The sequence below is a fragment of the Aeromonas sp. CA23 genome (genome assembly GCF_002587065.1).
GTDB lineage: Bacteria > Pseudomonadota > Gammaproteobacteria > Enterobacterales > Aeromonadaceae > Aeromonas > Aeromonas bestiarum.
This window is the reverse complement of sequence record NZ_CP023818.1, coordinates 1,416,057-1,439,964: the sequence shown is the minus strand read 5'-3', so window position 1 is coordinate 1,439,964 and position 23,908 is coordinate 1,416,057. Positions and strand designations below refer to the sequence as shown.

At 60.2% G+C, this 23,908-nt stretch carries 20 protein-coding genes; 8 read left to right on the top strand and 12 right to left on the bottom strand.

From position 1 onward, the window contains the following. Nucleotides 1–51 precede the first annotated feature (51 nt). Nucleotides 52–450: a VOC family protein gene (locus CK910_RS06710; RefSeq protein ID WP_098981736.1), complete on the top strand. Its 399-nt coding sequence runs from the start codon at nucleotides 52–54 to the stop codon at nucleotides 448–450. A gap of 309 nt (nucleotides 451–759) precedes the next feature. Here CK910_RS06710 and CK910_RS06705 read toward each other — a convergent pair whose 3' ends face one another. Then, nucleotides 760–1,941 (bottom strand): SGNH/GDSL hydrolase family protein, encoded by a 1,182-nt coding sequence (locus tag CK910_RS06705; RefSeq protein WP_098981733.1) that lies wholly within the window; start codon nucleotides 1,939–1,941, stop codon nucleotides 760–762. A gap of 29 nt (nucleotides 1,942–1,970) precedes the next feature. Then, complete coding sequence (locus tag CK910_RS06700) at nucleotides 1,971–2,579, bottom strand: TetR/AcrR family transcriptional regulator (RefSeq protein WP_098981730.1); 609 nt, start codon at nucleotides 2,577–2,579, stop codon at nucleotides 1,971–1,973. Nucleotides 2,580–2,790: 211 nt separating this feature from the next. On the opposite strand from CK910_RS06700, the gene CK910_RS06695 reads away from it, so the two are divergent. Then, nucleotides 2,791–3,756: an alpha/beta fold hydrolase gene (locus CK910_RS06695; RefSeq protein WP_098981727.1), complete on the top strand. Its 966-nt coding sequence runs from the start codon at nucleotides 2,791–2,793 to the stop codon at nucleotides 3,754–3,756. 283 nt (nucleotides 3,757–4,039) lie between these two features. Here the strand turns inward: CK910_RS06695 and CK910_RS06690 are convergent, their stop codons facing one another. From CK910_RS06690 to CK910_RS06655, 9 genes are all read right to left on the bottom strand, one after another. Then, on the bottom strand, nucleotides 4,040–4,720 hold the full coding sequence (locus tag CK910_RS06690) for a (p)ppGpp synthetase (RefSeq protein ID WP_098981725.1): 681 nt from the start codon (nucleotides 4,718–4,720) through the stop codon (nucleotides 4,040–4,042). 342 nt (nucleotides 4,721–5,062) lie between these two features. Further along, a complete protein-coding gene (locus CK910_RS24580; protein ID WP_367582016.1) occupies nucleotides 5,063–5,521 on the bottom strand; it encodes an AAA family ATPase in 459 nt (152 codons plus the stop codon). Further along, nucleotides 5,442–5,858 carry a ParA family protein gene (locus CK910_RS24155; protein ID WP_216640178.1) on the bottom strand — a complete coding sequence of 139 codons (417 nt, stop codon included), beginning with the start codon at nucleotides 5,856–5,858 and terminating at the stop codon, nucleotides 5,442–5,444. Before CK910_RS24155 ends, CK910_RS24580 begins: the two co-directional genes overlap by 80 nt. Before the next feature lie 62 nt (nucleotides 5,859–5,920). Continuing rightward, on the bottom strand, nucleotides 5,921–7,984 hold the full coding sequence (gene recD, locus CK910_RS06680; protein WP_098981723.1) for an exodeoxyribonuclease V subunit alpha: 2,064 nt from the start codon (nucleotides 7,982–7,984) through the stop codon (nucleotides 5,921–5,923). After that, entirely contained in the window at nucleotides 7,981–11,604 is a 3,624-nt protein-coding gene (gene recB / locus CK910_RS06675) for an exodeoxyribonuclease V subunit beta (protein WP_098981721.1), read from the bottom strand. Before recB ends, recD begins: the two co-directional genes overlap by 4 nt. Beyond that, nucleotides 11,604–14,996 (bottom strand): exodeoxyribonuclease V subunit gamma, encoded by a 3,393-nt coding sequence (gene recC / locus CK910_RS06670; RefSeq protein WP_098981719.1) that lies wholly within the window; start codon nucleotides 14,994–14,996, stop codon nucleotides 11,604–11,606. Before recC ends, recB begins: the two co-directional genes overlap by 1 nt. Before the next feature lie 231 nt (nucleotides 14,997–15,227). Beyond that, nucleotides 15,228–15,620 carry a DoxX family protein gene (locus CK910_RS06665; RefSeq protein WP_043141457.1) on the bottom strand — a complete coding sequence of 131 codons (393 nt, stop codon included), beginning with the start codon at nucleotides 15,618–15,620 and terminating at the stop codon, nucleotides 15,228–15,230. 40 nt (nucleotides 15,621–15,660) lie between these two features. Beyond that, entirely contained in the window at nucleotides 15,661–16,347 is a 687-nt protein-coding gene (locus CK910_RS06660) for a pirin family protein (protein ID WP_043141459.1), read from the bottom strand. A gap of 30 nt (nucleotides 16,348–16,377) precedes the next feature. Further along, entirely contained in the window at nucleotides 16,378–16,710 is a 333-nt protein-coding gene (locus CK910_RS06655) for a hypothetical protein (RefSeq protein ID WP_098981714.1), read from the bottom strand. Nucleotides 16,711–16,967: 257 nt separating this feature from the next. Here CK910_RS06655 and CK910_RS06650 point away from each other — a divergent pair, with 257 nt between their 5' ends. Further along, nucleotides 16,968–17,882, top strand: coding sequence for a LysR family transcriptional regulator (locus CK910_RS06650; RefSeq protein WP_043556051.1), 915 nt, complete (start codon nucleotides 16,968–16,970; stop codon nucleotides 17,880–17,882). A 438-nt stretch (nucleotides 17,883–18,320) separates the two neighbouring features. Then, entirely contained in the window at nucleotides 18,321–19,085 is a 765-nt protein-coding gene (locus CK910_RS06645; protein WP_043556049.1) for a helix-turn-helix domain-containing protein, read from the top strand. A gap of 138 nt (nucleotides 19,086–19,223) precedes the next feature. Here CK910_RS06645 and CK910_RS06640 read toward each other — a convergent pair whose 3' ends face one another. After that, entirely contained in the window at nucleotides 19,224–20,042 is an 819-nt protein-coding gene (locus CK910_RS06640) for a UTRA domain-containing protein (RefSeq protein WP_172955257.1), read from the bottom strand. Nucleotides 20,043–20,225: 183 nt separating this feature from the next. Between CK910_RS06640 and CK910_RS06635 the strand changes: the two genes are divergently transcribed. The 4 genes from CK910_RS06635 (at nucleotide 20,226) to CK910_RS06620 (ending at nucleotide 23,859) form a co-directional block, all read left to right on the top strand. Beyond that, nucleotides 20,226–21,272, top strand: a complete 1,047-nt coding sequence (locus tag CK910_RS06635; RefSeq protein ID WP_098981711.1) for an ABC transporter substrate-binding protein — start codon at nucleotides 20,226–20,228, stop codon at nucleotides 21,270–21,272. 9 nt (nucleotides 21,273–21,281) lie between these two features. Then, nucleotides 21,282–22,115 carry an alkaline phosphatase family protein gene (locus tag CK910_RS06630; protein ID WP_098981708.1) on the top strand — a complete coding sequence of 278 codons (834 nt, stop codon included), beginning with the start codon at nucleotides 21,282–21,284 and terminating at the stop codon, nucleotides 22,113–22,115. After that, nucleotides 22,115–23,014: an ABC transporter permease gene (locus CK910_RS06625; RefSeq protein ID WP_098981706.1), complete on the top strand. Its 900-nt coding sequence runs from the start codon at nucleotides 22,115–22,117 to the stop codon at nucleotides 23,012–23,014. The genes CK910_RS06630 and CK910_RS06625 overlap by 1 nt, the downstream gene beginning before the upstream one ends. A 68-nt stretch (nucleotides 23,015–23,082) precedes the next feature. Next, nucleotides 23,083–23,859: an ABC transporter permease gene (locus CK910_RS06620; protein WP_043141478.1), complete on the top strand. Its 777-nt coding sequence runs from the start codon at nucleotides 23,083–23,085 to the stop codon at nucleotides 23,857–23,859. Nucleotides 23,860–23,908: the final 49 nt, after the last annotated feature.

The window sequence follows — 23,908 nt, the reverse complement described above, 5'->3', positions numbered from 1 at the left end:
CATTCAAGGCCCAGCATAGCATGGTCGGTATCAAGTCACAGGAGACCAGCCATGCACATACATCACGTCGCCATCTGGGCACAGGATCTGGAGGCGCTCAAGGCATTCTACTGCTCCCTGTTTGGCGGGCAGGCCAATGAGCGTTACCACAACCCGGCCAAACAGTTTTCGTCCTACTTCGTGCGCTTCGAAGGGGGCGCCAGTCTGGAGCTGATGCACAGCCCTATCCTGTTTCCGGCAGATCTCAGTCTGCCGCACCCGCTGCAGGGGCTAGCCCACCTCGCCTTCTCCCTCGGCAGCGAGGAGGAGGTGGACAAGATGACCGCCCGCCTCAAGCTGCTCAAGGGCGCCGAGGTGAAACACCTGGACGGCCCCCGCTGGACCGGTGACGGCTATTACGAGAGCACCTTCCTCGACCCGGAAGGCAATCGACTGGAGCTGACTATCTAGTCCATAGGGATCGACACCAGTTGGCCAAAGAACAGACTGGCGATCCGGGCTCTTTCGGCTCATCCGCAGTGTGGGTGTTCATCACCTCCTGCATTTGCAGACACAGGTTCAGCAAAGTGCTCCATGTATATGCAACCTAAGTACAGGTAACTGCTTGGATAGATCCTTGGTCCTTGGCGCTATTTCCGGATGGCATAAATATTGATTAAAAAATGACACGACCTGTGTAGATGGATATAACGGATTATTTTTGAATTGTAACGCCCCGCTAAATAGCGGGGCTTTTGATATCGCCGGGGAAATAAGTAGTCAATAAGCCCGGATAACGGCCAGCGGAACTGACTGCGCGACCCGCAGATGCCCTTCATAATTGAGATGAAGGTGATCCCCGGAATCATATTGCGCACTGAGTTGCTGAATGCATTCCGGATCCCGTACCAGCAGGTCGCTGTCAATAACAGCATCAAACTCCCCGCTTGTTTGCATCCAGTGATTCACTGCCTGCCGGACAACCTCCTTTTCAGGCTGATAAAAGTGCTCAATACCATATTCACCGGTTCCCCGCAGCGGTACCAGGGTTACGCCTGTCATGCGGATACCGTGTTCCCGCGCCATCTGCAGTAATTGCCGATAGGCGTTGATCAGCACGGTTGCCGACGGCACCGGATGTTCCGGATCCAGTACCGTACCCGCCAACCCGATATCATTCAGTCCGACCTGCACGATACAGGCAGTGACACCGGGCTGCTGCACCACATCACGCTCAAAACGCGACAAGGTAGCGATGCCGACGCCGTCTTTCAGTAGCCGGGAACCCGACTGCCCGGCATTCACCACGGCAATATTCTCGGCAATAAAGCGCTCTGCCAAAAAATCAGTCCAACGGCCATAGGTGTCCATCTCCACGCCGTTACCATCCACCATAGAGTCACCGATGACGACCAGAGTGCGGCACGCAGATTCCGGCTGAACCTGGACACTTTCAACCAGAAGACGGGAACTGACTTTCTGACCATCGCCGGCTTCTTCCCTGATGGCCTGATTACCCGGTTCAAGCAACGAAAAATGACGGGCATCCCAATGGAAGGTATTGACCGGGATCTGCTCCGGCAGATATGTCCGCAGATTGATCACCGATAGTGATGGAATATCCAGTGGAATTTCATCACTGCACAGAGTGCCCCCCGCAGGAATTATCGCGCCGGTTTGCCCATTAAAGGTGACAGGCAGTGCACCGCACAGATCAGACACGGAAATATAGCTCTCGCCTATTACCAGAGGCTGTGCGCCATAGCGATTGGAAAAGATCAGCCGCAGCTTTTGGCCGCCCAGGCTGATGCGCAGTGTCTGCCTGAGTGTCAGATCCCCATCAATTACCGGTATATCCGATGGAAACGGAAAAACCTCTCCCGATGCCGGCTGAGAGGTGGAAAGCCAGGTGCATATCCACTCGTCGCGCATTGACGTGGCTGAAGGCACTGAATATGACATCAGAAACTCTCCTGACATGAATAACGGATTTAGTGCGCGTCCGGCGGGGTCGTCATGGTATCGAACGTGTGCATGGCGATATCTGTCATTGCCATCAGACGCGCCCGGCTGACACCATCCCGGGCCTGGACGGAGATCCCGTGAAACAGGGTCGCCACATAATCCCCGAGCGCCTGTATATCGGTGTTTTCCGGCAGATCGCCGGACTGAACGCCTTGCCGGATGCGCTGTATGATGCCGTCAATCCGCTCCCGGCGGTAACCGGCCAGCCATGCCATGACCTCTTCGTTGTCACGGCCATAGTTGGTCAGCGACAACACCACCATACAACCGTGCGGCCGATCGTCTCGGGTGTAGTTTTCAACTGCGTTTACAAGCAGTTGCCTGACAGCCAGGCGGGTATCCGGCTGTGACAGGGCGGCGTCAGCAAAAGCACCTTCTTCGGCCAGATAAAGCGCTATCGCCTCACGGAAAAGATTTTCCTTTGAGCCGAAGGCGGCATAAATACGGGCAGAAGCAATCCCCAGTGCAGCAACCAGATCAGACAGGGATATCCCTTCATAGCCACGCTGCCAGAACACCTCCTTTGCTTTGCGCAATGCCTCTTCACGATCGAACTCTCTTGGTCTGCCAGCCATAACACTCTCTCCGCATCTGTCATTTCAGACAAAGGCTACCAGTCCATTGTCGACTAACAAAGAATTATTTTTTGTTGATTGACAAAGATTGTGAAGCCCTCTTAACCTATTCACTGTTGATCGACAAACAATAGGTGCCATCGCAGCTGACACGGGCTCTGTCTAGGGCCTGCTGCGGGTATTTTTTATCAATCATTCAGACGGAAAAAGTATGAACACATCATTCATCAGGGCATTGCTGACACTGGTCATGCTGTTCCCATTGCATGGCACTGCCATCGCGGCAAATGTACAAAGCGCGGCAGCGACATCGGCAACAACGCAGGTTAGTGAGGCAGATTTTCAGCATCAGTATGTCGACGTTGCAGGGCAGAAGATGCATTACGTGACGATGGGAAAGGGGGAACCTGTATTACTGATCCCGGGCTGGCCGCAAACCTGGTATGCATGGCGTCATGTGATGACCAGACTCGCAGCCGAAGGCTATATGGCGATAGCGGTTGATCCGCCGGGAACCGGTTATTCCGCACGACCGAACACGGGTTATGATACCGGGGCGGTGGCAACCACATTGCACAGGATGATGAATCAGCTGGGCCATAAGCAATATTCGGTTGTCGGTCACGACATCGGCATGTGGGTTGGTTATGCGCTGGCAAGTGACTATCCCGCAGACATTAAAAAAATAGCGCTGACCGAGGCAGTGATTCCGGGGTTGGCGCCGGCCCCCTCCATCTTTGTCGATCCACAGGAGAATATTTTCCTCTGGCACTTTATGTTTAATCAGGTGCAGGATTTGCCAGAAACGCTGACGGCCGGAAAAGAACGGGAATATCTGAATTTTATTTTTGACCACTGGTCTTATCGTCGTGATCGCGTCGCCGCACAAACCTATATCGATGCTTATTCTTCACCAGGCGGACTGAGGGCAGGATTTTCGTATTACCGGGCGATTCCGCAAACTATCCAGCAAAATAAACAGCGGGCCGAGAAAAAATTGATGATGCCGGTTCTGGCCATCGGCGCAGATCATGCCACCCGTGATGCACCACAGCAGACGATGCAGGGAAGAGCGGTGAATTTGCAGGGCGCTATGCTCAGTGAGTGCGGTCACTTTGTAACGGAAGAATGCCCGGAACAGCTGATGACAGTATTGCTGCCATTTTTTAGAAAATAACGGCACCGCTGATTTACGAGCAATATTAAAATAGGCCTCCTAGTTGGGGGCTTTATTCTTTATGCCCGGATCATTTACCGTTTCACGCTGGCTCAGCGTGGCATTCTATTCGCGATAGCGTAATCTGGCTGAGGAAACGGAATACCCCCCTTCTCCCCTTGTGGGAGAAGGGCTGAGGATGAGGGGTAGGAAAAATATTTTACGCTGTAAATGTAGGGCTTCACTACGCTAAGCCGCCGATAGGTTGCTGCCGAGTATGCGAAGCCTTACATATGAGGCACTATTACCCGTAGCGTCTCATTATTGAGTCAGCCAAGTGACTGCCTGCACTAATTAACCTTGCCAATATCCTAATATTCTCAATACATTGTTCATTTGTAGTTTTAACAGGGTAATTCATCGTATGATCAACCTCCCCCCAAACTTCCTCCAACAATGTTCTGATTTGAACCTCACATGTTACTTTACTACGAGCATTAGGTTTTAATACATAGTGAATACTGGTGTAAAAACTATCTTTTTGCTCGGTTTTTATTCCAAGCTGTTGGAAGAATGCCGTAGAATCAGGGTCATATGTATATGCTTTAGGATCTTCAAAAAGCACGAAATCCTCTTCGGCAACCTTTCTTAAGATCAATCGATGTATTTCTTGGAACTGTGATTGATGCAAATGTAAAACTCGAACACCAGCCATGTCAGTTATTCTTTCAAACATATTATCCTTGGTAATTGGCCCCTGTTTTTCATCATCCTCTTTGGCCAAATCCTCTATGTTCTTTCGCTCTATCTTTTCCAGTAAGTGGCCTACATCCTTAATCCTGTGTCTAATAGAATGGACAACCTTTTTAAGTGAGCGAGCTTCAAAAAAATTTATCACATTCTTATGGAAATGCTCTATCGCATCAAACTTATCATGATATTCCGCAAGGATTTCTGCATATTTATCACTAAGATTAGGTTCCATTATTCATCCAACCCTTCCAAGCGCCGTATCAAGTCATCAGCAAATGCATGATAGCCAGCTTTTTTTTCTTCGTATATTCCCCTATTCCCGCTTATTGTTCCTTTGTCACCAGCCTCAAGATTATCTAGGCTTGGTATATTCCATATTGGGGTTCTATACTTCTGAGCCATTGCCGGCAATGTATTATGCGTGTGCATTACGGCTGTACCACCAATAGGAGCAGCGATAATTTCTTGATCTAGATGGCTTGTAGAGGACTTTGGAATATATTTAGATATGACTTCCGGCAATTTATTTACATAAGAGAAATGTGCGGCAGCAAGATCATATTCATTAGCTCCTTTATACGGCCTCGCATTGTATATTGTATATTGTATATCCTAAGAACTTCACAAAATTGTTTGGAAATGTAGCTCTCTTTCTGTCTGGCAAGAGGCTATACATTGTATCAAATTGGCCCTTCCAATTCTTTAGAGCCTGTCCTATGTTTGCAATGCCGAATGTAGAAAACATATCCGGCATACATGGGACAAAGAATCCAGTGGACATAGAAATAATTACTTTGTTTAGCATCCCAAGACTTGGTGAAGTGTCAATAATTACATACTCATATCCAAATTTTTGACATGCTTCAAGACAAATGCTTCTAATGCTAGTAATTGTTCTTAATGCTTGTGGCTCACCAAGAAATGCATCGCTCCATAACCGAGATATCTTATCTTCAAAAGAGTGCAAACTTAATCTCCCAGGGATAAGACCTAGGGGGGGGGGGGGGGGGGGGGGGGGGGGGGGGGTTATCATTAATTTTATATACATTGCCAAGGCTAAAGGATTCATAGACACCATCTTCAATTGGCTTTAATAAACAATGAATGGAACGAGGGGTACTGATAAAGTCGGTAAATTCTCCCCCTGAATCATCTAGAGCACCTTGAAAGTCTTCAATGTATGGGTTTTCAGCCTCCCATAATGCCTCAAGCTCATCAGGTGAAATACACTGCAATGTTAGATTGGATTGTGGATCCAAATCTATCATTAAGGTTTTAATTCCTTTTTCGGAGAGCGCATGAGCAAGATGGAAACTTAGCGTAGACTTGCCGACGCCCCCTTTATTATTAAATATTGATACAACTTTCAAGTCACTCACTCCTATCTAGATGTTTAATTTAATTTCGCCATAACAATATTACTCTCTTTTTATCACTCCCCCAACCTCTCTGCCAATCCGGAATAGCGCTCGGTCTTTTTCCGCACCGCTTGGGCCAGCAGGGCGCGATCGCCGTAGAGATCGAGTCGCGCCTTGGCGCGGGTGATGCCGGTATAGACCAGCTCACGGGTCAGCAGCGGGCTGGGGCTGTCGGGCAGCACCAGCACGGTATGGGCAAACTCCGAGCCCTGGGATTTGTGGATGGTCATGGCATAGACGGTCTCGTGGGGCGGCAGCCGGCTCGGCAGAAGGGCGCGCAGGGTACCGTCCGGCTGCTCGAACCATACCTTCAAGCGGCCAGTTTCATCGGGCAGGCAGAGCCCCATATCGCCGTTGTAGAGGCCGACGCCGTGGTCGTTGCGCACCACCATCACAGGGCGACCGGCATACCAGTCACCATCGCGGGCGATAAGGCCGGCCCGTGCCAGGGCCAGTTCGAGCCGCTCGTTTAGCCCCAGCACGCCGAACGGGCCGTCGCGCAGGGCGCAGAGGATCTGGAAGCCGTTGAATGCCTTGAACACGGCGGCGGGCGCTTCCCCCACACGGGCCGCCTTCAGATAGCTGCCGTAACCGGCCACCCCCTGGGCAATCAGGGCGTCGTAGGCCTCCCCCGCCCAGGGGTGCAGGCTGATATCGCCAAAGCCCATGCCCCAGACCGATTCCACCGCAGTGGCATCGCCGCTGTTGCAGGCGCGCGCCAGCTGGCCTATGCCCGAATGCTGATCGAAGCGCCAGCTCTTGGAAAGCAAACAGAGGCTGTCGCGCACGGGTGCCCCTGCGGGCGTGCCCTGCAAACGGTAGCCGGTCTGGCGGGAGAGCCAATCCGCCTGCGCCGGGCTGATGCCCTGTTCGATAAAGCTGCAGATATCGCCGAGCACGGCCCCCGCCTCCACCGAGGCGAGCTGATCCTTGTCGCCGAGCAGGATCAGGCGGGCGTGGCTTGGCAGCGCATCGAGCAGGCGCGCCATCATGGGCAAATCGACCATGGAGGCCTCATCCACCACCAGCAGATCCAGGTGCAGCGGGTTGCCCGCGTGGTGGCGGAACTGGCTGCGCCCCGGGATCACCCCGAGCAGCCGGTGCAAGGTGCCCGCCTCAGTGGGGATCGCCTCGACCCACTCGGGGGGCAGATCGAGGGCCTGCAGGGCAGAGCCGATACTCTCGGTGAGGCGCGCCGCCGCCTTGCCGGTGGGGGCCACCAGCCGGATCGCCGGGGCTTTGCCTGCTTGCAGGCCAGTCTCCACCAGAATGGCCAAGAGCTTCGCCACAGTCGTGGTTTTGCCGGTGCCGGGGCCGCCGGAGATGACCGCAAAGGGGCGCGCCGCCGCGGTGGCCGCCGCCAGCTTCTGGCCGTTGCAGCAGAGCGCCTCGGGCACCAGCGCATCCAGCTTGTCAAGATTGCTCGCCGCCTGGGCGCTGGCCAGCAGCCCTTCGATGGCGGGCCAATCCACCTCGCTCGGGAACACCAGATCCAGATACTTCTCGATAAAGTGGCGGGCCGAGAAGTCGGGGGCGAGGCGGGCGTTGAGCAGCGCTCCGAACACCAGCCCGTAGTCGCGGGCAAACAGCCGCGACAGGGCCGGGGCGATCTCCGGCCATTCGGCGCGTTCACTCAAAGCGCGCAGATGGCGGGCCACCCCCTGCTCGTGATCGTGATAGCGGGTGAGGTAGAGGCGCCCGTGCCACAACCGCAGCGGCCAGCGCGGGGCGAGCCCGTCATCCTGCTCGGTGCCAACCAAGGGGCTGGCCGCAAACAGGGCGGGCCAGCGGGCAGGATCCGCCAGATCCAGCAACAGATCCCGGCTCTGCTGGGGATCCAGCCCGAACGGGCGCAGTGAACCGGCTGCGAGCATCTCCAGCGGCAGACAGACATGGCCGCGCCCCAGCTCGAAGCAGGCGAGCGCAGCCCCCAGCACCAGCTCGGGGCTGCCGCCCAGATCGGCCACCAACTTGGCAAATTGCAGATCCAGCTGGCGGATACGGCCAGCCAGCGCCAGTGCTTTTAACCGTTCAACCACCATTACGCTGGTCGCTGTGCTGATCATGGTGCCGCTCATGCCTCTACCTCGTTTAATTCTGTTGATGAAACATCGCCAGAGCGATCACCATTTCTAAACAACTCATCCAGCCCCGACACCAGTTCACGGCTCGGGCGGGTATGGAAAATGCCCCCCTGCGGCATGCCGCGCAGGAACAGATAGAAGACCCCGCCAAAGTGCTGCTCGAAGTCGTAGCCCGGCAGGCGCAGGGTGAGCAGCCGGTGCAGCGCCAGCGAGTAGAGCTGGTATTGCAGGTCGTAGCGGTGCTCGGCCATCGCCCGCTCCAGCGCCGGACGGCTGTAATCGGCGGGGCTCATGCCGAGATGGTTCGATTTGTAGTCGAGCAGATACCAGCGCCCCTGCCACTCGAACACCAGATCGATAAAGCCCTTGAGCATCCCCTGCACGGTGGCAAAGCTCAGCGGCTTGTTGCCCCGCCACAGCGGGTCGTGCTGCTGGCAGAGCGCGGTCAGCGCCGGCGCCGTCACTCGCCCCATGGGCAGGAAGAACTCCAGCTCCACCTGTTTGCGCTCGGGCGCCAGATCCCGCAGCCGCACCGGCTCGCCAAAGCCTGTTTCAAGGGGCGTATCGAGCACCGCCTCCACCTGCTGTTGCAACACGGGGGCCCAGCTCTCGTCGAAGCCATCCTGCGCCAATAGAGTGGCGATATGCTCTGCCAGCGGCTCGCCAGCAGCGCTCCGAAAATCGATGGTCTCGAACAGGCTGTGCAGCAGGGTGCCGGGACGCGCCCCTCTCGGGAAGGTGAAGATGGAGGGCTGGGGCGTCTCCTCAGGCTGCTCTGCAGCCAATGCGGCCGCCTCGGTGACGACCTCGTCATCGAAGCCGGGGTTGGCCAAGACACCCTCGCTGTGACCGTGACCCTGCGCCGCCAGCCCGGAGTAGGAGCTGATCCACCAGTCCCGCTCCAGCCGCCCGGTAAAGTGGCGCACCTGCGGCTCGCCCAGCAGCTCCTCTTCAGGCGGCAGCGGGGCCGGACGGGTGAGCGAGGGCTCACCGACAGCCACCCCGGGCAGATCCTGGGCAAGCGAACTGAGGGCGGTCGCCAGGGTCTGCGCATCCCCCTCTTCCCCCTTTTGCAGCAGGTAGCCGATGGCGGTGTGGTGCAGATCGGTCTTCTCCGACTTGCCCGCCCCTGCCCGCACCGGCGCCAGCCCCAGCCAGGTGGCGTAGACGCCCCGGGTCAGCGCCACGTAGAGCAGTCGCAAGTCTTCGGCAAGGCGCTCGCGGTCGGCCTCCGCCAGGGAACCCTCAGCGCCGGTGAGATCGAGAATGGTGCGATTGCCCGCCTCGTCCGCCTCGTGATAGAGCGGGGTCTCGGCGGTTCTGTGGCTGCAGATAAAGGGCAGGAACACCAATGGATACTCCAGCCCCTTGGATTTGTGGATGGTGACGATCTGCACCAGCTTGCGCTCGGATTCGAGCCGCAGTACCTGCTCCGCATCTTGCCCGTTGGGGCGGCTCACCGCCTCCCCCAACCAGCGCAGCAGGGCATATTCCCCGTCCAGCTCGCTGCTCACCTGTTGCAGCAGCTCAGCCAGATGAAGGAAGTTGGTCAGCCGCCGCTCGCCATAGGGGCTCGCCAGCAGGGAGGAGGCGAGATTGCGCCTGTGCAGCAGGGCCCGCAACATGGCCAGCACGCCGCGACGGTGCCAGATCTTGCGGTACTCCATAAACTCCTGCACCGCGCTCTCCCACGCCCGCTCGTCGCTGGCCAGCCCATCGAGCGCCCTGGCATCCAGATCAAACAGACCGGTGGCGAGCGCCGCCCGCAGGCTGCGCTCTTCGCTCGGGTTCTGGCAGGCGTGCAAAATCAGCAGTATCTCCCGCGCCTCCACCTGCTCCAGCACGCTCTCGCGGTTCGACAGATAGACGGAGGCGATGGCAAGCCGCGCCAGCTCCTGCTGCACCAGCTTGCCCTCGGCGCCGGTGCGCACCAGCACGGCGATATCTCCGGCCTTGACCGCCTTGTCACCTATCAGCGCCTTGCCCTCGCGGGCCAACGTCAGCAAGTGATGGATCTCGGCGGCGGTGGCGCGCGCCATCTTGCTCTGGTAATCCCCCCGATTGAAGGTGGGCTGACCCGCCAGCTGCCAGCAGTGGAGCACAGGGGCGGTGACGCCATTCAGCAGCAGCGCCTTGCTCTTGCCCTGCGCCTCCACCGGCAGGAAGGGGATATCCGCCTCGTAGATAAAGGGATCCTTGGCCCGCTCGAACAGGCCGTTGACCGCCCCCACCAGCGCACTGCTGGAGCGCCAGTTACGCCCCAGGGTGTAGTGGGCGCTCACATTTCGCCGCGCCTGAATGTAGGTAAAGATGTCGGCGCCGCGAAAGCCGTAGATGGCCTGCTTGGGGTCACCGATCATCAAGAGCGCAGTATCCTGATGGCCGCCATAGAGCCGATGGAAGATGCGGTACTGCTGGGGGTCGGTATCCTGAAACTCATCGATCATCGCCACCCGGTAGGTGGCACGAATCCGCTCGCAAAGCTGCTCGCCAAGGCTGGAACCGAGCGCCCCGTCGAGATCTTTCAGCAGGTCATCGAACGAGAGCTGATGAGCCTGCCGCTTGCTCGCCTGCATCCGGCTGCGCACCACCTTGGCGGCCCGTTGCAGGATCAGATCCCGAATACCGGGGCGGCTGGCCAGCAGTTCATCGATTTGGCTGAACAGCGACAGGGTAGGCACGGCGCCCCCCTTCTTGAGGTTCTCCTCCAACACCCTCTGACCGAAGCGCTCCAGCTCCTTGGGAATGGCGTAGCCGCTGGCCTCGTCCTGCGCCCAGTCGGCTATCTTGGCAAGCCACCCTTCGTAGTTCTTGCCGGTGTAGCGGCTGATCTGGCCGTCGGTCTGGCGGCGGATCTCGTCCCCTTGCGCCAGCCATTCGCTCTTCACTGCCGCGATGCGACTCATGGCCGCCTGATGGCGGGCGGCGAGGGTCTCATCCCCCAACGCGGGGTGGATCTCCAGCTCGCTGTTGTCGAGCCAGCTACCCATCTCCCGCAGCAGGGCGGCGGGGCTCGGCCAGAGCGCGCGCACGGCGCTGGCGAGGGTCTTGTCCACCGGATAGAACTCGGCGCGCCAGTAGTCGCTCACCGCCTGCAGCCTGAGCTGGCTGTCGTCGGTGAGAAATTCGGTCTCGAAGAGGGCACCCGACTCGAAGGCGTTCTGCTTGAGCATCCGCTGGCAGAAGCCGTGGATGGTAAAGACCGCCGCCTCGTCCATCTGCCGCTCGGCGGCCAGCAGGCGGCGGGCCGCCAGCTCGTGATCCTCCACCTCCACCAGCAGCTGGGCCAGCAGATCATCGCGGCTTTGCCCGCGCATAAAGGCAAGGCGCGCCTCGTGGATGCGGCCGCGGATCCGCCCGCGCAGCTCGGCGGTGGCCGCCTCGGTAAAGGTCACCACCAGGATTTCGGTCACCGACAGCGGCCGCTCGTGGGCGCTGGATTGACCGGCATCGGCCCCCTCTTCGCCACTGTCTTGTTCAATAATCGGGCCGTGGCCCAGCAGCAGGCGCAGGTAGAGACCGGCTATGGTGTAGGTCTTGCCGGTCCCGGCGGAGGCCTCGATCAGTCGTTCACCGTGGAGGGGAAAACGCAGCGTATTGAGCGGGTTAGCCATTATTGCAACTCCTCCAGGGTCTGGTGCAGCGGGGTCAGGTGTTCGCGGGCCAGCGCCTGCAACTGGGCCAGCACGGCCTCATCCAGTTCGGGGAAGCAGCGGGCGACATAAACGTCCTCCCCTTCGCCATTGACCATCCAGCCGCCGTTGAAGCGGGTGAGGGCCGCCTTGTCGGCCGCCTCCGGCTTGTCCGGATCCTTCTCGATCGCCTTGAGCCAATCCCAGGCGGTGTTGGGGAAAAACGGCAGCGGCCGCTTCATCCCCTGGGCCCAGAGCGCCACCAGGGCCGCCAGTTTGGGCCGCGCCTCGTCGGCCGAGAGCTTGGGCAGCCGCAGACTCTGCTTGGCATCGAACAGCAGGGTGTCGCCGGGGGCACCACTCAGGCAGAGGCCGAGGTGCTGGATCCAGCCAAGCAGCAGATCCTTGCCGTTGAAGCTGCCGGGTTTCACCACCAGCAAGCGCCCCTTCTGGGTGTCGATCCACCCCTGCAGCTGACCCTGTGCCAGCGAGATATCGATCTCCACCGCCTGTTTTTCACTGACCCAGGGGCGCAGACGCTCCGCCAGTTTGCCCATCTCGGCATCCAGATCGTCCAGCAGCAGGCTGCCGAACCAGCCTTGCGGCAGCAGGCCGGTGAGCTGCAACCGCTCGCGGCGCACCGCACTATCACCCTCAGCCAAGTGAGCACCGAGCAGCAGATCTTTAAGCTGATAATTTTGCAGACCGTCCAGCTCGAACGGCTCGCTGTCCTCTATGTTGGCTTCGTTCAACTCGAACCACACCTTGAGGCGGCGGTTGAGGAAATACTTGGTGGGTTGACGATAGAAGCGCAGCAACTCGGCCAGCTCCAGCCCCTGCTCCTTGCCCCATTCGGGGGGCAGCGGCAGCTCGCCGCTCTGGAAGTTGGCGGCGCCGCGCACCGGATTGAGGGCGGGCAGCCAGTCGGCGGCATAGGTAAAGAGGCGTGAACCCGCCTCAGGATGGAAGTAGTTGCGGCTGTAGGGGGTGAGCGGGTGCGGCACCATCAGGTGCTTGAGCAGCCGCTTGCCGGAGGTTTCATCGTCGAGGTTCTCATCCCCCGCCAGCACGAAACCCTGACGCACATAGTCGATCAGCTCGGCCAGCAAGACGGATGGCACCTTGTCGCTGTTGTCCTGGGCGCTGAAGCCCTGATAGCTGATGTAGAGCCCCTGCTGGGCGCTGAGCAGCGCCTCGAGGAAGAGGTAGCGGTCGTCATCGCGGCGGGAGCGATCCCCGCGCCGCGAAGCCACTGCCATCAGATCGAAGCCCATGGGGGCCAGGGTGCGCGGGTAGACGCCGTCGTTCATGCCGAGCAGGCAGACCTGTTTGAAGGGAATGGAGCGCATCGGCATCAGGGTGCAGAAGTTGACCTGACCGGCGAGGAAGCGCTGGCTGGAGCGGGACTCCCCCAGCACGCTGCCGAGGTAATCCTGCAACAGGTCGGCCGAGATGGGCTGATCGAAACGAGCCTCACCGAGCTGGGTCTGCCAGTCGGCCAGCTGGCTGCGAATGAGCTGGAGCTGACGCTCTTCCTCCTCGTCGGCCAGATAGAAGCGCTCCAGCAGCGCCAGCAGGCAAGCGTTCCACTGTGCCAGCGGCTGCGCCTGTTGCAGCCGGGGCAGGAATTCGGCCAGCGAGTCGACGAACCAGGCGAGCTTGCCGAGCGCCAGCCCCTGCTGACCCTCGATCTCTGCATAGGGCAATATGCTGGCCAAGGGCCCCTGCTGCCCCCCCATATTGTCGGCACAGGGCAGGATGCCCGCCACCGGCTCGCCATCCCCCATGGCAAAACCGAGCAGCATGCGGCGCAGGCCGAACAGCCAGCTGTTGCCGGACATGGGCGGCAGATCGAAACGGGCGGGGTAGCCATCGTCCAGCCCCCAGCGGATGCCGGTCTCCTGCACCCAGACCCGCAGCTGGTTGAACTCGTCGTCATCCAGCTCGAAGCGGCGCAGCACGGCGGGCACCTCGAGAATGGCGAGCAGCTCGCCCGCGCCGAAGCGGGCGTTGGGCAGCTTGAGCAGGGCGAGGAAGCTTTGCAGCAGCGGGCTCTCCTGACTCGCCGCCCGATCCGATACCGCGAAGGGGATCTGGCCGCGCGCGCCGAACACCGCCTGAATGTAGGGGCCGTAGCTGTTCACGTCCGGCATCATCACCACCACATCTTTCGGGGTGAGGGACGAGTCCTGCTCGAACAGCGCCAGCAGCCGGTCGTGCAGCACCTCCAGCTCCCGCATCGGGCCGTGACAGGCGTGGATCTGCAAGGATCCATCTGCCGGATCGATCGGGCTCTTGTGGTGGCTGCTATCGAGATCGAACTGACCGGCGCCCCGTTCTGCCAGCTCCAGCACATCCTTCTGGATGGCGCGAAGCAGGCTGGCATTGCCCTTGGCATCCAGCTCGTCGATATCGACGAAGGCTTCTATTTGTGGCACCTCCAGCTCCATCAGCTGGTGCAGGTAGTCGCGCCCCAGCTTGCCCATGGAGGCGAGCAGCGGGTTGGCGGGCCCCTGCAGGGTGTCGAGGTCCGTGCCCGGTTTGAGCTTGTTCTCCAGCCGCGCCAGGGTTTTGCGATCGAGCAGATCCCCCCAGTAGTAGCGGCAGGGATTGGTGACGAACAGATGCACCTCCACCTCGGGTCGGCTGCCGAGGGCCAGCAACGCCTCCACATAGCGCGGCGGCAGCGCCGAGATGCCGAACACGAACACCCGCTGCGGCAGCTTGCCCGGCAGATCCAAGGTGCGCGCCAGCTCGTGGATAAACTCCTCGTAGAGGTTGGCTCTGTGGTAGCCGCTTGGGCTCAGCGCCAGGGTGCGGGCCACCAGCTCGCGCCACAGTTCAGGCTGCCAGTCCTGCCCGCTCACCCCGGCCAGCTCCAACCCCAATCCTTCCCCCTGTTCCCAGCGGGCGATCCAGTCCGACCGGTAGACCAGATACTGGTCGAACAGATCCGCTACCTTCTGGCAGAGCTGCCACAGTCGCACCTGTTCGGGATCCTGCGCAGGATCCTCGTCATCCCCGCCCCTCAGATAGGCGGCGAGCGGTGCGAAGGCGGGCCTGTCCAGCAGGGCGGGCAAAATGGTCATCAGCTGCCAGCTCATGGCGCCCTTGTTGTAGGGGCTTATGCAAGGCACGTCCGCCAGCACCCGGGTGAACATATCCCAGATGAAACTGGCAGGCAGCGGGAAGTCGATATTGGCGGCGATGCCGAAGGCCTTGGCCAGCTCCAGCTTGAGCCACTGGGCCATGCCCGGACTCTGCACCAGGATCTGCTCCCGATCGAAGGGGTGAGAGAGAGGAGCCTGCCGGATGCGGCTCACCAGCAGCTCCTTGAGCAGATCCAGCTGATTGGAGTGGTAGAGGGTAAACATGGACGACTCCCGCCAATTCAAATGAGGGGTGGGTGCGAGAAAAGGTGAGTCATTCCCGTCACTTCACACGAAATGGGATTGTCGGGGATCGAAGGGTAAGATGCAAAAGGCGCTTGTTGCCGCAGATCACGTCGCCATCATGCGGGGCAGGAAAGGGTCAATGGCGGACATAAAAAAGCCGGTGCTGCTGCACCGGCCAAAAGGCGTTGGAAAACTCTCACTATCCGGGTATTACCAGTTCTTGCCGAGGCGGGCATCCAGACTGAAGGCCCCTGCACCGGCCGCCGCCAGGGCCAGGAAACCACCGGCCACGGAGACGTTCTTCATGAACATCAGCATCTGCATCTGATCCGCAGGCTGATAGTGGAAAATAAAGGCGGCCATCAGGGTGAAACCGGCCATCAGCACAGAGATGCTGCGGCTGAACAGACCCAGCATGATGGCGAGGCCACCACCCAGCTCCAGCAGGATCACCAGCGGCAGAATGAATCCGGGCACGCCCATGGCTTCCATGTAACCCTGGGTACCGGCATAGCCGCCGATCTTGCCCCAGCCTGCAATCACAAACATCAGTGCCAGCAGTACGCGACCCACCAGCAGTGCCACATCTTTCATCTTGTCCATTTCAAACTCCTCGTTGTATGTCAAATCACCGCTGACTGCTTCAGGGTAGGTCAAATAACAGGGCTTGGCTGGCACTCATTGCCACCAGATCCCATTTGGGTTCATCACGACTGAGTACCCCGTCGCCGGGTCGGGCAGCCAGACCGTTGGCGGTCAGCTCCCCTGAAATCATCTGCAGGTAACCGTGTCGGCCGGCCAGCGCCCAGGCGAGACTCTCACCGGGTTCAAGCTGCAACCGCCAGACGCGGGCCTGTTGGCGGATCCTGAAGGATCCCGCTTCGCCATCCGGTGACGCCACCAGCGTCAATCCCGGGTTGGCTTCAATCTTCTTCTGCTGATAGCCGGGTGTCGTGCCGTGTTCGTTCGGCTCGATCCAGATTTGCAGCAGGGAGAGCGGCTCGGTCTGCGAGGGGTTGTACTCGCTGTGCCGGATGCCGGACCCTGCGCTCATCAGCTGGAAATCCCCTGCCGGGATCTGCTCGGCGTGGCCGAGGCTGTCCTTGTGCTCTATGGTGCCTTGCAGCACGCAGGTCAGGATCTCCATGTTGGCGTGAGGGTGAGTGGCGAATCCGCCACCCGGTGCCACCAGATCCTGATTGATGACCCGCAGCACCGAATGCCCCATCCAGTCCGGGTCGTAGTAGTGCCCGAAGGAAAAGCTGTGGCGCGCATCCAGCCAGCCGAAGTTGGCCTTGCCGCGCGCTTCTGCGGCTCTCAATTTCATCATGGTGTGCTCCTCACGTACCGATACGGTTGATTAACGCTGCTTGCCGCTACCGATGCCGAACGGAATACGGTAGTCGCTGCTCTGATCCCCCAGGCTCACGGTCAGGTTGCCCTGGGTGCGGCTCGGGATCTGTACCTGCTGGCTGCCCATCAGGTTAGCGTGCACGGAGGCAACCAGGTCGCCAGACTCGTCACGCACTTCCAGCATGGGGTTGGCCTTGCCTTCCACCGCGGCACTCGCGTGCCAGTTGACGAACAGCACACCCGGGGCGGCGTTGAGGTCAGCGGGGACGGAAGCCTGAGCAAAGCCGGCTGTCATCAGGCCTGCAACGGCCAGCATCTTGATTACGTTTTTCATGTTCATTCACTCTCTTGGTTTTTATGTCATTGCCAAGGCCGGTTCGGCCAGAATCAATGCATCCATGCAAGAGGTTATTCAAATAGTGTGTTGTTCTTTTACCGACATCAGACATCACTCTTTGTGATGCCTCAGCCCGGAACTACTGTTTATTTGGCCGCTTGGCCTTCCTGCCTAAGCGTTGATTGAATATTAAAGACACTTGGCCTAAGTTGTTAGCGAGATAAACTGGCAAACATGTTCAAAAAAATTGAAGGTATGAAATGGCCAAGGAATCGAACAAGGAACGGGCGCTGACCCTGGAAGCCATACGGGTGCTGGACGCCATCGATCGCCGTGGCAGCTTCGCGGCGGCCGCAGACGAGCTGGGCAAGGTCCCCTCGGCGCTGAGCTACACGGTACAGAAGCTGGAAGACGAGCTGGACGCCATGCTGTTCGACCGCAGCGGCCACAGAACCAAGTTCACCCCGGCCGGCCGCATGCTGCTGGAGCGGGGCCGGGTGCTGCTGGAGGCGGCCGAGCATCTGGTGGGCGAGACCCGGGCACTGGCCCGTGGCTGGGAGACAGACATCACCATAGCCGTCGATGCCTTGGTGCCGCTGCAGGCGCTCTATCCCCTGGTCGAAAGGCTGGCCGAGCTGACGGATACCCGGCTCAGGTTTCGCGCCGAGGTGCTGGCGGGCAGCTGGGAGTGTCTGGAAGATGGCCGGGCCGACCTGCTCATCTCCTCCCTCAACCCCGACATCATGCTGACCGGCATCAAGCATCAGGCGCTGCAGGAGGAGGTGATGCTCTACGTCGCCCACCCGGATCACCCGCTGCACCAGGAGCCCGAGCCCCTGGCGGACGAGACGCTGCGCCGCTACCGGGCCATCGCTGTGGCGGACTCGGCGCTGCGCAAGCCGGTGCTCACCTATCGCCTGCTCGACAAGCAGCCGCGTCTCACCGTCAGTACCATGGCGGAGAAACGCGATGCCCTGCTGGCGGGGATCGGCGTCGGCACCATGCCGCTGAGCTGGATAGAGGAGGACATCAAGGCGGGCCGCCTCAAGGTGATCAGCCCCGAGTATCGTCACCAGATCCAGGTCGTACTGGCCTGGAGGCGCGATACCATGGGCAAGGCCAAGAGCTGGCTGGTGCGGGAGATCCCCAAGCTGTTTCCCTGCAAGGGGGAGTGAGGCTGTGGAGCCTTAGCCATGACGGATGGAGGCGGCGATCGCCTTCGCTTGACGGCGGGCGCAAATTCGGGGAAAAGAAAAAAGCGGACCTCTTGCGAGTTCCGCTCAATGCCAGGAAAGAATAAAAACCTTGCGGTTTAAAAAACCCTTAAATTGGAAGCAAACAATCGATTTCTCAACCAGGAAGGTCTTGAATCCGATTCGTTTTGAATTATGCGCGATGTTTTATGCGCCACCAGCAAAATGTTGAATGGTTGAAGGATATGCACCGCAGAGTATCACTATCTGCAACCTTCACCCTTGACTGGTCTGGCCATTTCAACCGATTACGACGGGTTTATTTCCTCTGGTTTTTTTAAGTGTCAGTATCTGAGCCCATAACTAAAAAAGAACCCAGTTTCTGACACAACATAAAGATGCAGATAAAGGAATAGTTGCATGACCTACAGCCAGACCCTGGCCAACAATATTCTCGACACCCTGAAGAAGACCCTGACCGACAAGGGGATCCGCTATCAGACCCTGGCAGAAGCCATGGGGGTCTCCATCGCCACCGTCAAACGGATGATGAACAAACCCTCCCTGCCGTTCGATACCCTGCTGGAGATCTGCCACCTGGTGGGGCTCTCGTTCGAGGAGCTGCTGGACCGCACCCAGGATGCCCAGAGCCGCCGCGCCGTCTTCACCCAGGAGCAGGACGAGGCCTTCCACAAGGAGCCGGGGCTCTACGCCTTTCTCGCCAACATCTTCTGGCGCGACAAGACCCTGATCGATCTCAAGCGGGAGTACGGCCTGACCGATGCCTCCTGCTACCTCTACCTGCGCAAGCTGGAGAAGCTCGGCATCTTGCAGCTCGGCATAGACAACAGCTACCACTTCCTCATCAGCGAGCGCATCAGCTTCGAGCAGCACAGCCGCTTCGCCCGCCAGCAGGCGCGCCAGGCCATGTCCGTGCTGGGGGACTATCTGGTGGAGAACATGCACAAGTCCAACAACTACATGGCGCTGTGCCAGCTCCATCTGGGCGAGAGCGAGGCCATGGCGCTGATCGAGCGGATGAAGGAGTACTGGCACCAGGAGCTCAAGCTCAACCGCCCCGCCATCGGCCAGCGCGAGGGCAGCAAGACCTACACTATGTCGCTGCAGCTGGCGGACTGCGGCTACCAGAGCTTCGACGACCTGATCCCCAATATCGACAACTGATCCCGGCGGATCCCGAGGGATCCGTCTGCTGTGGTCAGTTCGATAGCGGCAATTCAGATCGGCTTGCAGCCATCGGCCGCAGCGCCCGCATCCCCCGACAGATACCTGTCACCACTGTGCCCGCCAGTGCGCGCTGATTCATTGTGACTCCGCCATATGGGGACATTTTGAGGGGCTGAATGCAGGCGACAGCGCCCGGGTGTCGAGATGAATTCGTATGGCATCCGGCCGCCAATGCTCGATATCGCAATCCACCAGCCCCCCTCGCTCGTCATAGTTGACCCGCACCAGCCGCAGCACTGCGCTCCCTTCCGCCAGATTGAGGGCGCGGGCTATGGCGCCCCGTGCCGCCGAGGGGGTGATCTCCAGGCTGGCACCGCCCTGGCCTATGCCATAGTGCTGCTGATAGAGCTCGGTGAGGGAGCTGGCCAGCGGCGCGCTGGCGATATCGGGGAAACGGTTGGCCAGCAGATGGTGGCTGACGTGGAGCACGGGTCGGCCGTCGATCAATCGCTGGCGGCGGATCTCGTAGAGCGGGGTGAAGGGATCCAGCCCCATCCAGCGGCACAACTCGCTGCTGGCAAGCGCACTGCCGTGGGCCAGCACCCGGGTCTCGGCAATGCGCTGCTGCTCGCCGATCCACTGGTGAAAATGGGTGTGGATGGCAGGGTCGTAGGTGAGCCGGGGCGGCGCCACGAACCAGCCGCGCCGCTCGGCCCGGTAGATGAGGCCGTCCGCCTCCAGGCTGGAGAGCGCCTCCTTGATGGTGATGCGGGTGGTGGCGAAGCGCTCGCTCAAGGCCCGTTCGGCGGGCAGCTGTTGCCCCGCCCCCAGCTGGCCGCTGCCGATATAGCGGCGCAGAGTCTGGCAAATCTGTTCACACTTGGAGGGGCTGCGGCCAGCGGCCACACCCTGTTCGCTCAATCGCTCTGTCACTGTCACATCCCTGTCGGTCATTCCGGTTTGCGTCCGTCTGGAGTAGACCAGCGGCTGTCGGCCCTGAGTTGTAACCGCTGTGGATGACAGTGCCGTGACAGGCCGATTGTCATCAAACTGCCATCAAAGCGCCCCGCCACCGTCATATTTCCCCTCTAGCATCCCTCTCGAACCTTAACTGACCTAGTCCAGAGGGATGGGATGATGAAAAGCGTGATCGCAAGTGCACTGGCCCTGGTGGCCATCAGTCAGCCACTGTTTGCCGCCGAGAACATCGCGGATCTTGAGAAAGCCGCCCGCGGTGAAGGCCAGCTCAGCAGTATAGGCATGCCCGACAGCTGGGCCAACTGGAAGGACACCTGGCAGCAGCTGGGCAACATCTACGGCATCAAGCATCAGGATACCGACATGAGCTCGGCCCAGGAGATCGCCAAGTTCGCCGCCGAGAAGGCCAACGCCACCGCCGACATCGGCGACGTGGGCGGCGCCTTCGGCCCGGTCGCGGTCAAGCAGGGGGTCACCCAGCCCTACAAGCCCTCCACCTGGGCCGATATTCCGAACTGGGCCAAGGACGCGGACGGCCACTGGATGCTGGCCTATACCGGCACCATCGCCTTCCTGATCAACAAGGATCTGGTCAAGGCCGCCCCCACCAGCTGGCAATCCCTGCTCGGCGGCGACTACAAGGTGACCCTGGGTGACGTGGGCGTCGCCTCCCAGGCCAACAACGGCGTGCTGGCGGCGGCCTATGCCACCGGCGGCAGCGAGAAGAATCTCAAGCCTGCCTTGGAATTGTTCGGCCAGCTGGCCAAGCAGGGTCGCCTGTCGCTGAACGACCCCTCCATCGCCAATATCGAGAAGGGCGAGGTGGAAGTGGGCGTGCTGTGGGACTTCAACGCGCTGAACTACCGCGACAAGATAGACCCCAAGAAGTTTGATGTGGTGATCCCGAGCGACGGCTCCGTCATCGCCGGCTACACCACCATCATCAACAAGTGGGCCAAGAACCCCAACGCCGCCAAGCTGGCGCGGGAATACATCCTCTCCGATGCCGGTCAGATCAACCTGGCCCGTGGCTACGCCCGCCCCATCCGCGGCAATGTGGTGCTGCCGGACGACGTGAAAGCCAAGCTGCTGCCGGCCGAGCAATACGCCAATGCCAAGCCGGTCAGCGACCATGCCGCCTGGGAGCAGAGCTCCAAGGCCCTGCCGCGCCAGTGGCAGGAAACCGTCATGATCAACATGCAGTAAGGAGTGCCAGTGCAACACAAGGTGATAGTGGTACTTGTGGATGGCCTGTCTGCCGAGGTAGCCCACACCATGGGCTACCTCACAGGCATGGTGGAGGCAGAGCGCGGCCTGTATACGACCCTGAGCTGCGCCCTGCCCTCCCTCTCCCGGCCCCTCTACGAGTGCATCCTGACCGGCGTACCGCCGGTGGCCAGCGGCATCACCCACAACGGGGTGAGTCGCCTGAGCCAGCACGACTCCATCTTCCATTTGGCCCGGGCCGCGGGCAAAAGCACCGCCGCCGCTGCCTATCACTGGGTAAGCGAACTCTATAACCGCAGCCCCTGGCTGGCGCTGCGGGATCGTTACACCCATGACGAGCAACTGCCGATCCAGCACGGCTGCTTCTACTGGGATGACAACTACCCCGACAGCCATCTGCTGATGGATGGCGAGTGGCTGCGAACCCAGCATGATCCCGATTTTCTGCTGATCCACCCCATGGGGGTGGACGATGCGGGCCACAAGTTTAGCCTGGATTCTCGCCAGTACCGCAACCAGGCGCGCCGCATGGACAGCCTGCTGGCCGATCTGCTGCCCCAGTGGCTGGCAGAAGGGTATCAGCTGGTGATCACTTCGGATCACGGCATGAACGAGGATCTCAGCCACGGCGGCACCCTGCCAGAAGAGCGCACTGTGCCGCTCTGGCTGTTTGGCGATGCCTTTGTGGCCCAGTGGCCGGAGGGCGCGACGATCGCCCAGACCCAGCTCTGCGCCCTGATGGCCGACTTGCTGGGCATTCCCCACGACAAGCCAGCCGCACCACAGCTGCTCAAGGCGGCCTTTATGCGCGAGGTGCACTGATGATGCCTGCCACCACGAGGATCGCGGCGGATCAACCCGTGAAGATCCTGCACGGAGCCCACCGCCACTGGCTGCCCGCCCTGGTGCTGCTCCCCTTCATCCTGCTGATGATGTTGTTCCAGCTCGCCCCCATGGTGTGGGTGCTGGTGGGCAGCTTCCAGACCCCGGATGGCTGGGGCATCGACCATTACCGGGAAATTTTGGGCTCCCCCTTCTACCTGCAATCCTTCACCAACTCGCTGCGCATCGCCGGCATCGCCAGCCTGGCGGGGCTTGTCATCGGCACTCTGGGCGCCGCTGCGCTGCGCCACAGCGGCGAGCGGGTGAAGCGGCTGCTGCTGGCCTTTGTCACCATGACCAGCAACTTCAGCGGCGTGCCCCTGGCGTTCGCCTTCATCATCATTCTCGGCATCAACGGCGCCGTCACCCTGCTGCTCAAATCCTGGGGCTGGATCGACGGCTTCAACCTCTACTCGGGGTCGGGCCTTATTCTGATCTACACCTACTTCCAGATCCCGCTCGCCTTGCTGCTGCTCTATCCGGCGTTCGATGCGCTGCAGGATGACTGGCCCCAGGCCGCCGCCCTGCTGGGCGCCAGCAAGCGGCAGTACGTGTGGCACGTGGCGCTGCCTGTGCTCACTCCCGCCCTGCTCGGCACTCTCATCATCCTGTTTGCCAACGCGGTGGGGGCCTATGCCTCCGCCTACGCCCTCACCACGGGCAACTTCAACCTGGTGACCATCAGGGTGGCCAGCCTGGTCTCCGGCGACATCTTCCTCGAGCCCAATCTGGCGGCGGCGCTGGCGGTGATCCTGATGGTGCTGCTGGGGGTGGTGACGGCCGCCAACCAGTGGCTGCTGAAGAAGAGCTATGTGAACAAGGGGCAATCCCATGCATGACCTGACACCCTGTTCTGGATCGAACAAGCTGGGTGCAGTTGGCCCACATCATGGCGGGAGACGACAAGATGCATGACCTGACGCCGCGCTGGCCCAGATGGGTGCTGGGGGCGCTGGTCGCCACCCTGCTGCTGCCGCTGCTGGCCACCTTTCTCTATTCGATCTCCACCCGCTGGGGGGCGACCCTGCTGCCGGACGGCTTCACTCTCGACTGGTATCTGCAGCTGTGGGGCGACCCACGCTTTCTCGCGGCGTTTGGCCGCAGCCTGCTGGTCTGTTTCGCCACCCTGCTGCTCGGAACCCTGGTGCTGGTGCCGACCGTGCTGGTGGTGGCCTACTACTTCCCCAGGCTGGATCCCTGGATGAACCTGCTGATCCTGCTCCCCTTCGCGGTGCCGCCCGTGGTCTCCTCGGTGGGGCTGCTGCAGATCTACGCCGACGGTCCGCTGCCCATAGTCGGCACGCCCTGGATCCTGATCGGCACCTGGTTCACAGTCGTGCTGCCCTTCATGTACCGGGCGCTGGCCAACAGCCTGCAGGGTGTACCGCTGAAAGATCTGATGGATGCCGCCCACCTGCTGGGGGCCAGCAGTGCCCGTGCCTTCGCGCTGGTGGTGATCCCCTGCCTGCGCAAGGGGCTGCTGGCGGCGCTGTTTCTGTCGCTCTCCTTCCTGCTCGGGGAGTTCGTGTTCGCCAACATGCTGGTGGGCACCCGTTACGAGACACTGCAGGTCTACCTCTACAACATGCGCGCCACCTCGGGCCACTTCACCAGCGCGCTGGTGATGAGCTACTTCCTGCTGACCCTGCTGCTCACCTGGGCGGCGAACAGATTCCATCGGTGACGCGCCATGATCCACCGGACAACCCGCACCACACCGACCGACTCCATAC

Bases quoted from the DNA above. Each gene is read 5' to 3' on its own strand.
- CK910_RS06710 (WP_098981736.1), top strand. From the start codon at position 52: ATGCACATACATCACGTCGCCATCTGGGCACAGGATCTGGAGGCGCTC.
- CK910_RS06705 (WP_098981733.1), bottom strand. From the start codon at position 1,941: ATGTCATATTCAGTGCCTTCAGCCACGTCAATGCGCGACGAGTGGATA.
- CK910_RS06700 (WP_098981730.1), bottom strand. From the start codon at position 2,579: ATGGCTGGCAGACCAAGAGAGTTCGATCGTGAAGAGGCATTGCGCAAA.
- CK910_RS06695 (WP_098981727.1), top strand. From the start codon at position 2,791: ATGAACACATCATTCATCAGGGCATTGCTGACACTGGTCATGCTGTTC.
- CK910_RS06690 (WP_098981725.1), bottom strand. From the start codon at position 4,720: ATGGAACCTAATCTTAGTGATAAATATGCAGAAATCCTTGCGGAATAT.
- CK910_RS24580 (WP_367582016.1), bottom strand. From the start codon at position 5,521: ATGATAACCCCCCCCCCCCCCCCCCCCCCCCCCCCCCCCCTAGGTCTT.
- recD (WP_098981723.1), bottom strand. From the start codon at position 7,984: ATGAGCGGCACCATGATCAGCACAGCGACCAGCGTAATGGTGGTTGAA.
- recB (WP_098981721.1), bottom strand. From the start codon at position 11,604: ATGGCTAACCCGCTCAATACGCTGCGTTTTCCCCTCCACGGTGAACGA.
- recC (WP_098981719.1), bottom strand. From the start codon at position 14,996: ATGTTTACCCTCTACCACTCCAATCAGCTGGATCTGCTCAAGGAGCTG.
- CK910_RS06665 (WP_043141457.1), bottom strand. From the start codon at position 15,620: ATGGACAAGATGAAAGATGTGGCACTGCTGGTGGGTCGCGTACTGCTG.
- CK910_RS06660 (WP_043141459.1), bottom strand. From the start codon at position 16,347: ATGATGAAATTGAGAGCCGCAGAAGCGCGCGGCAAGGCCAACTTCGGC.
- CK910_RS06655 (WP_098981714.1), bottom strand. From the start codon at position 16,710: ATGAACATGAAAAACGTAATCAAGATGCTGGCCGTTGCAGGCCTGATG.
- CK910_RS06650 (WP_043556051.1), top strand. From the start codon at position 16,968: ATGGCCAAGGAATCGAACAAGGAACGGGCGCTGACCCTGGAAGCCATA.
- CK910_RS06645 (WP_043556049.1), top strand. From the start codon at position 18,321: ATGACCTACAGCCAGACCCTGGCCAACAATATTCTCGACACCCTGAAG.
- CK910_RS06640 (WP_172955257.1), bottom strand. From the start codon at position 20,042: ATGACCGACAGGGATGTGACAGTGACAGAGCGATTGAGCGAACAGGGT.
- CK910_RS06635 (WP_098981711.1), top strand. From the start codon at position 20,226: ATGAAAAGCGTGATCGCAAGTGCACTGGCCCTGGTGGCCATCAGTCAG.
- CK910_RS06625 (WP_098981706.1), top strand. From the start codon at position 22,115: ATGATGCCTGCCACCACGAGGATCGCGGCGGATCAACCCGTGAAGATC.
- CK910_RS06620 (WP_043141478.1), top strand. From the start codon at position 23,083: ATGCATGACCTGACGCCGCGCTGGCCCAGATGGGTGCTGGGGGCGCTG.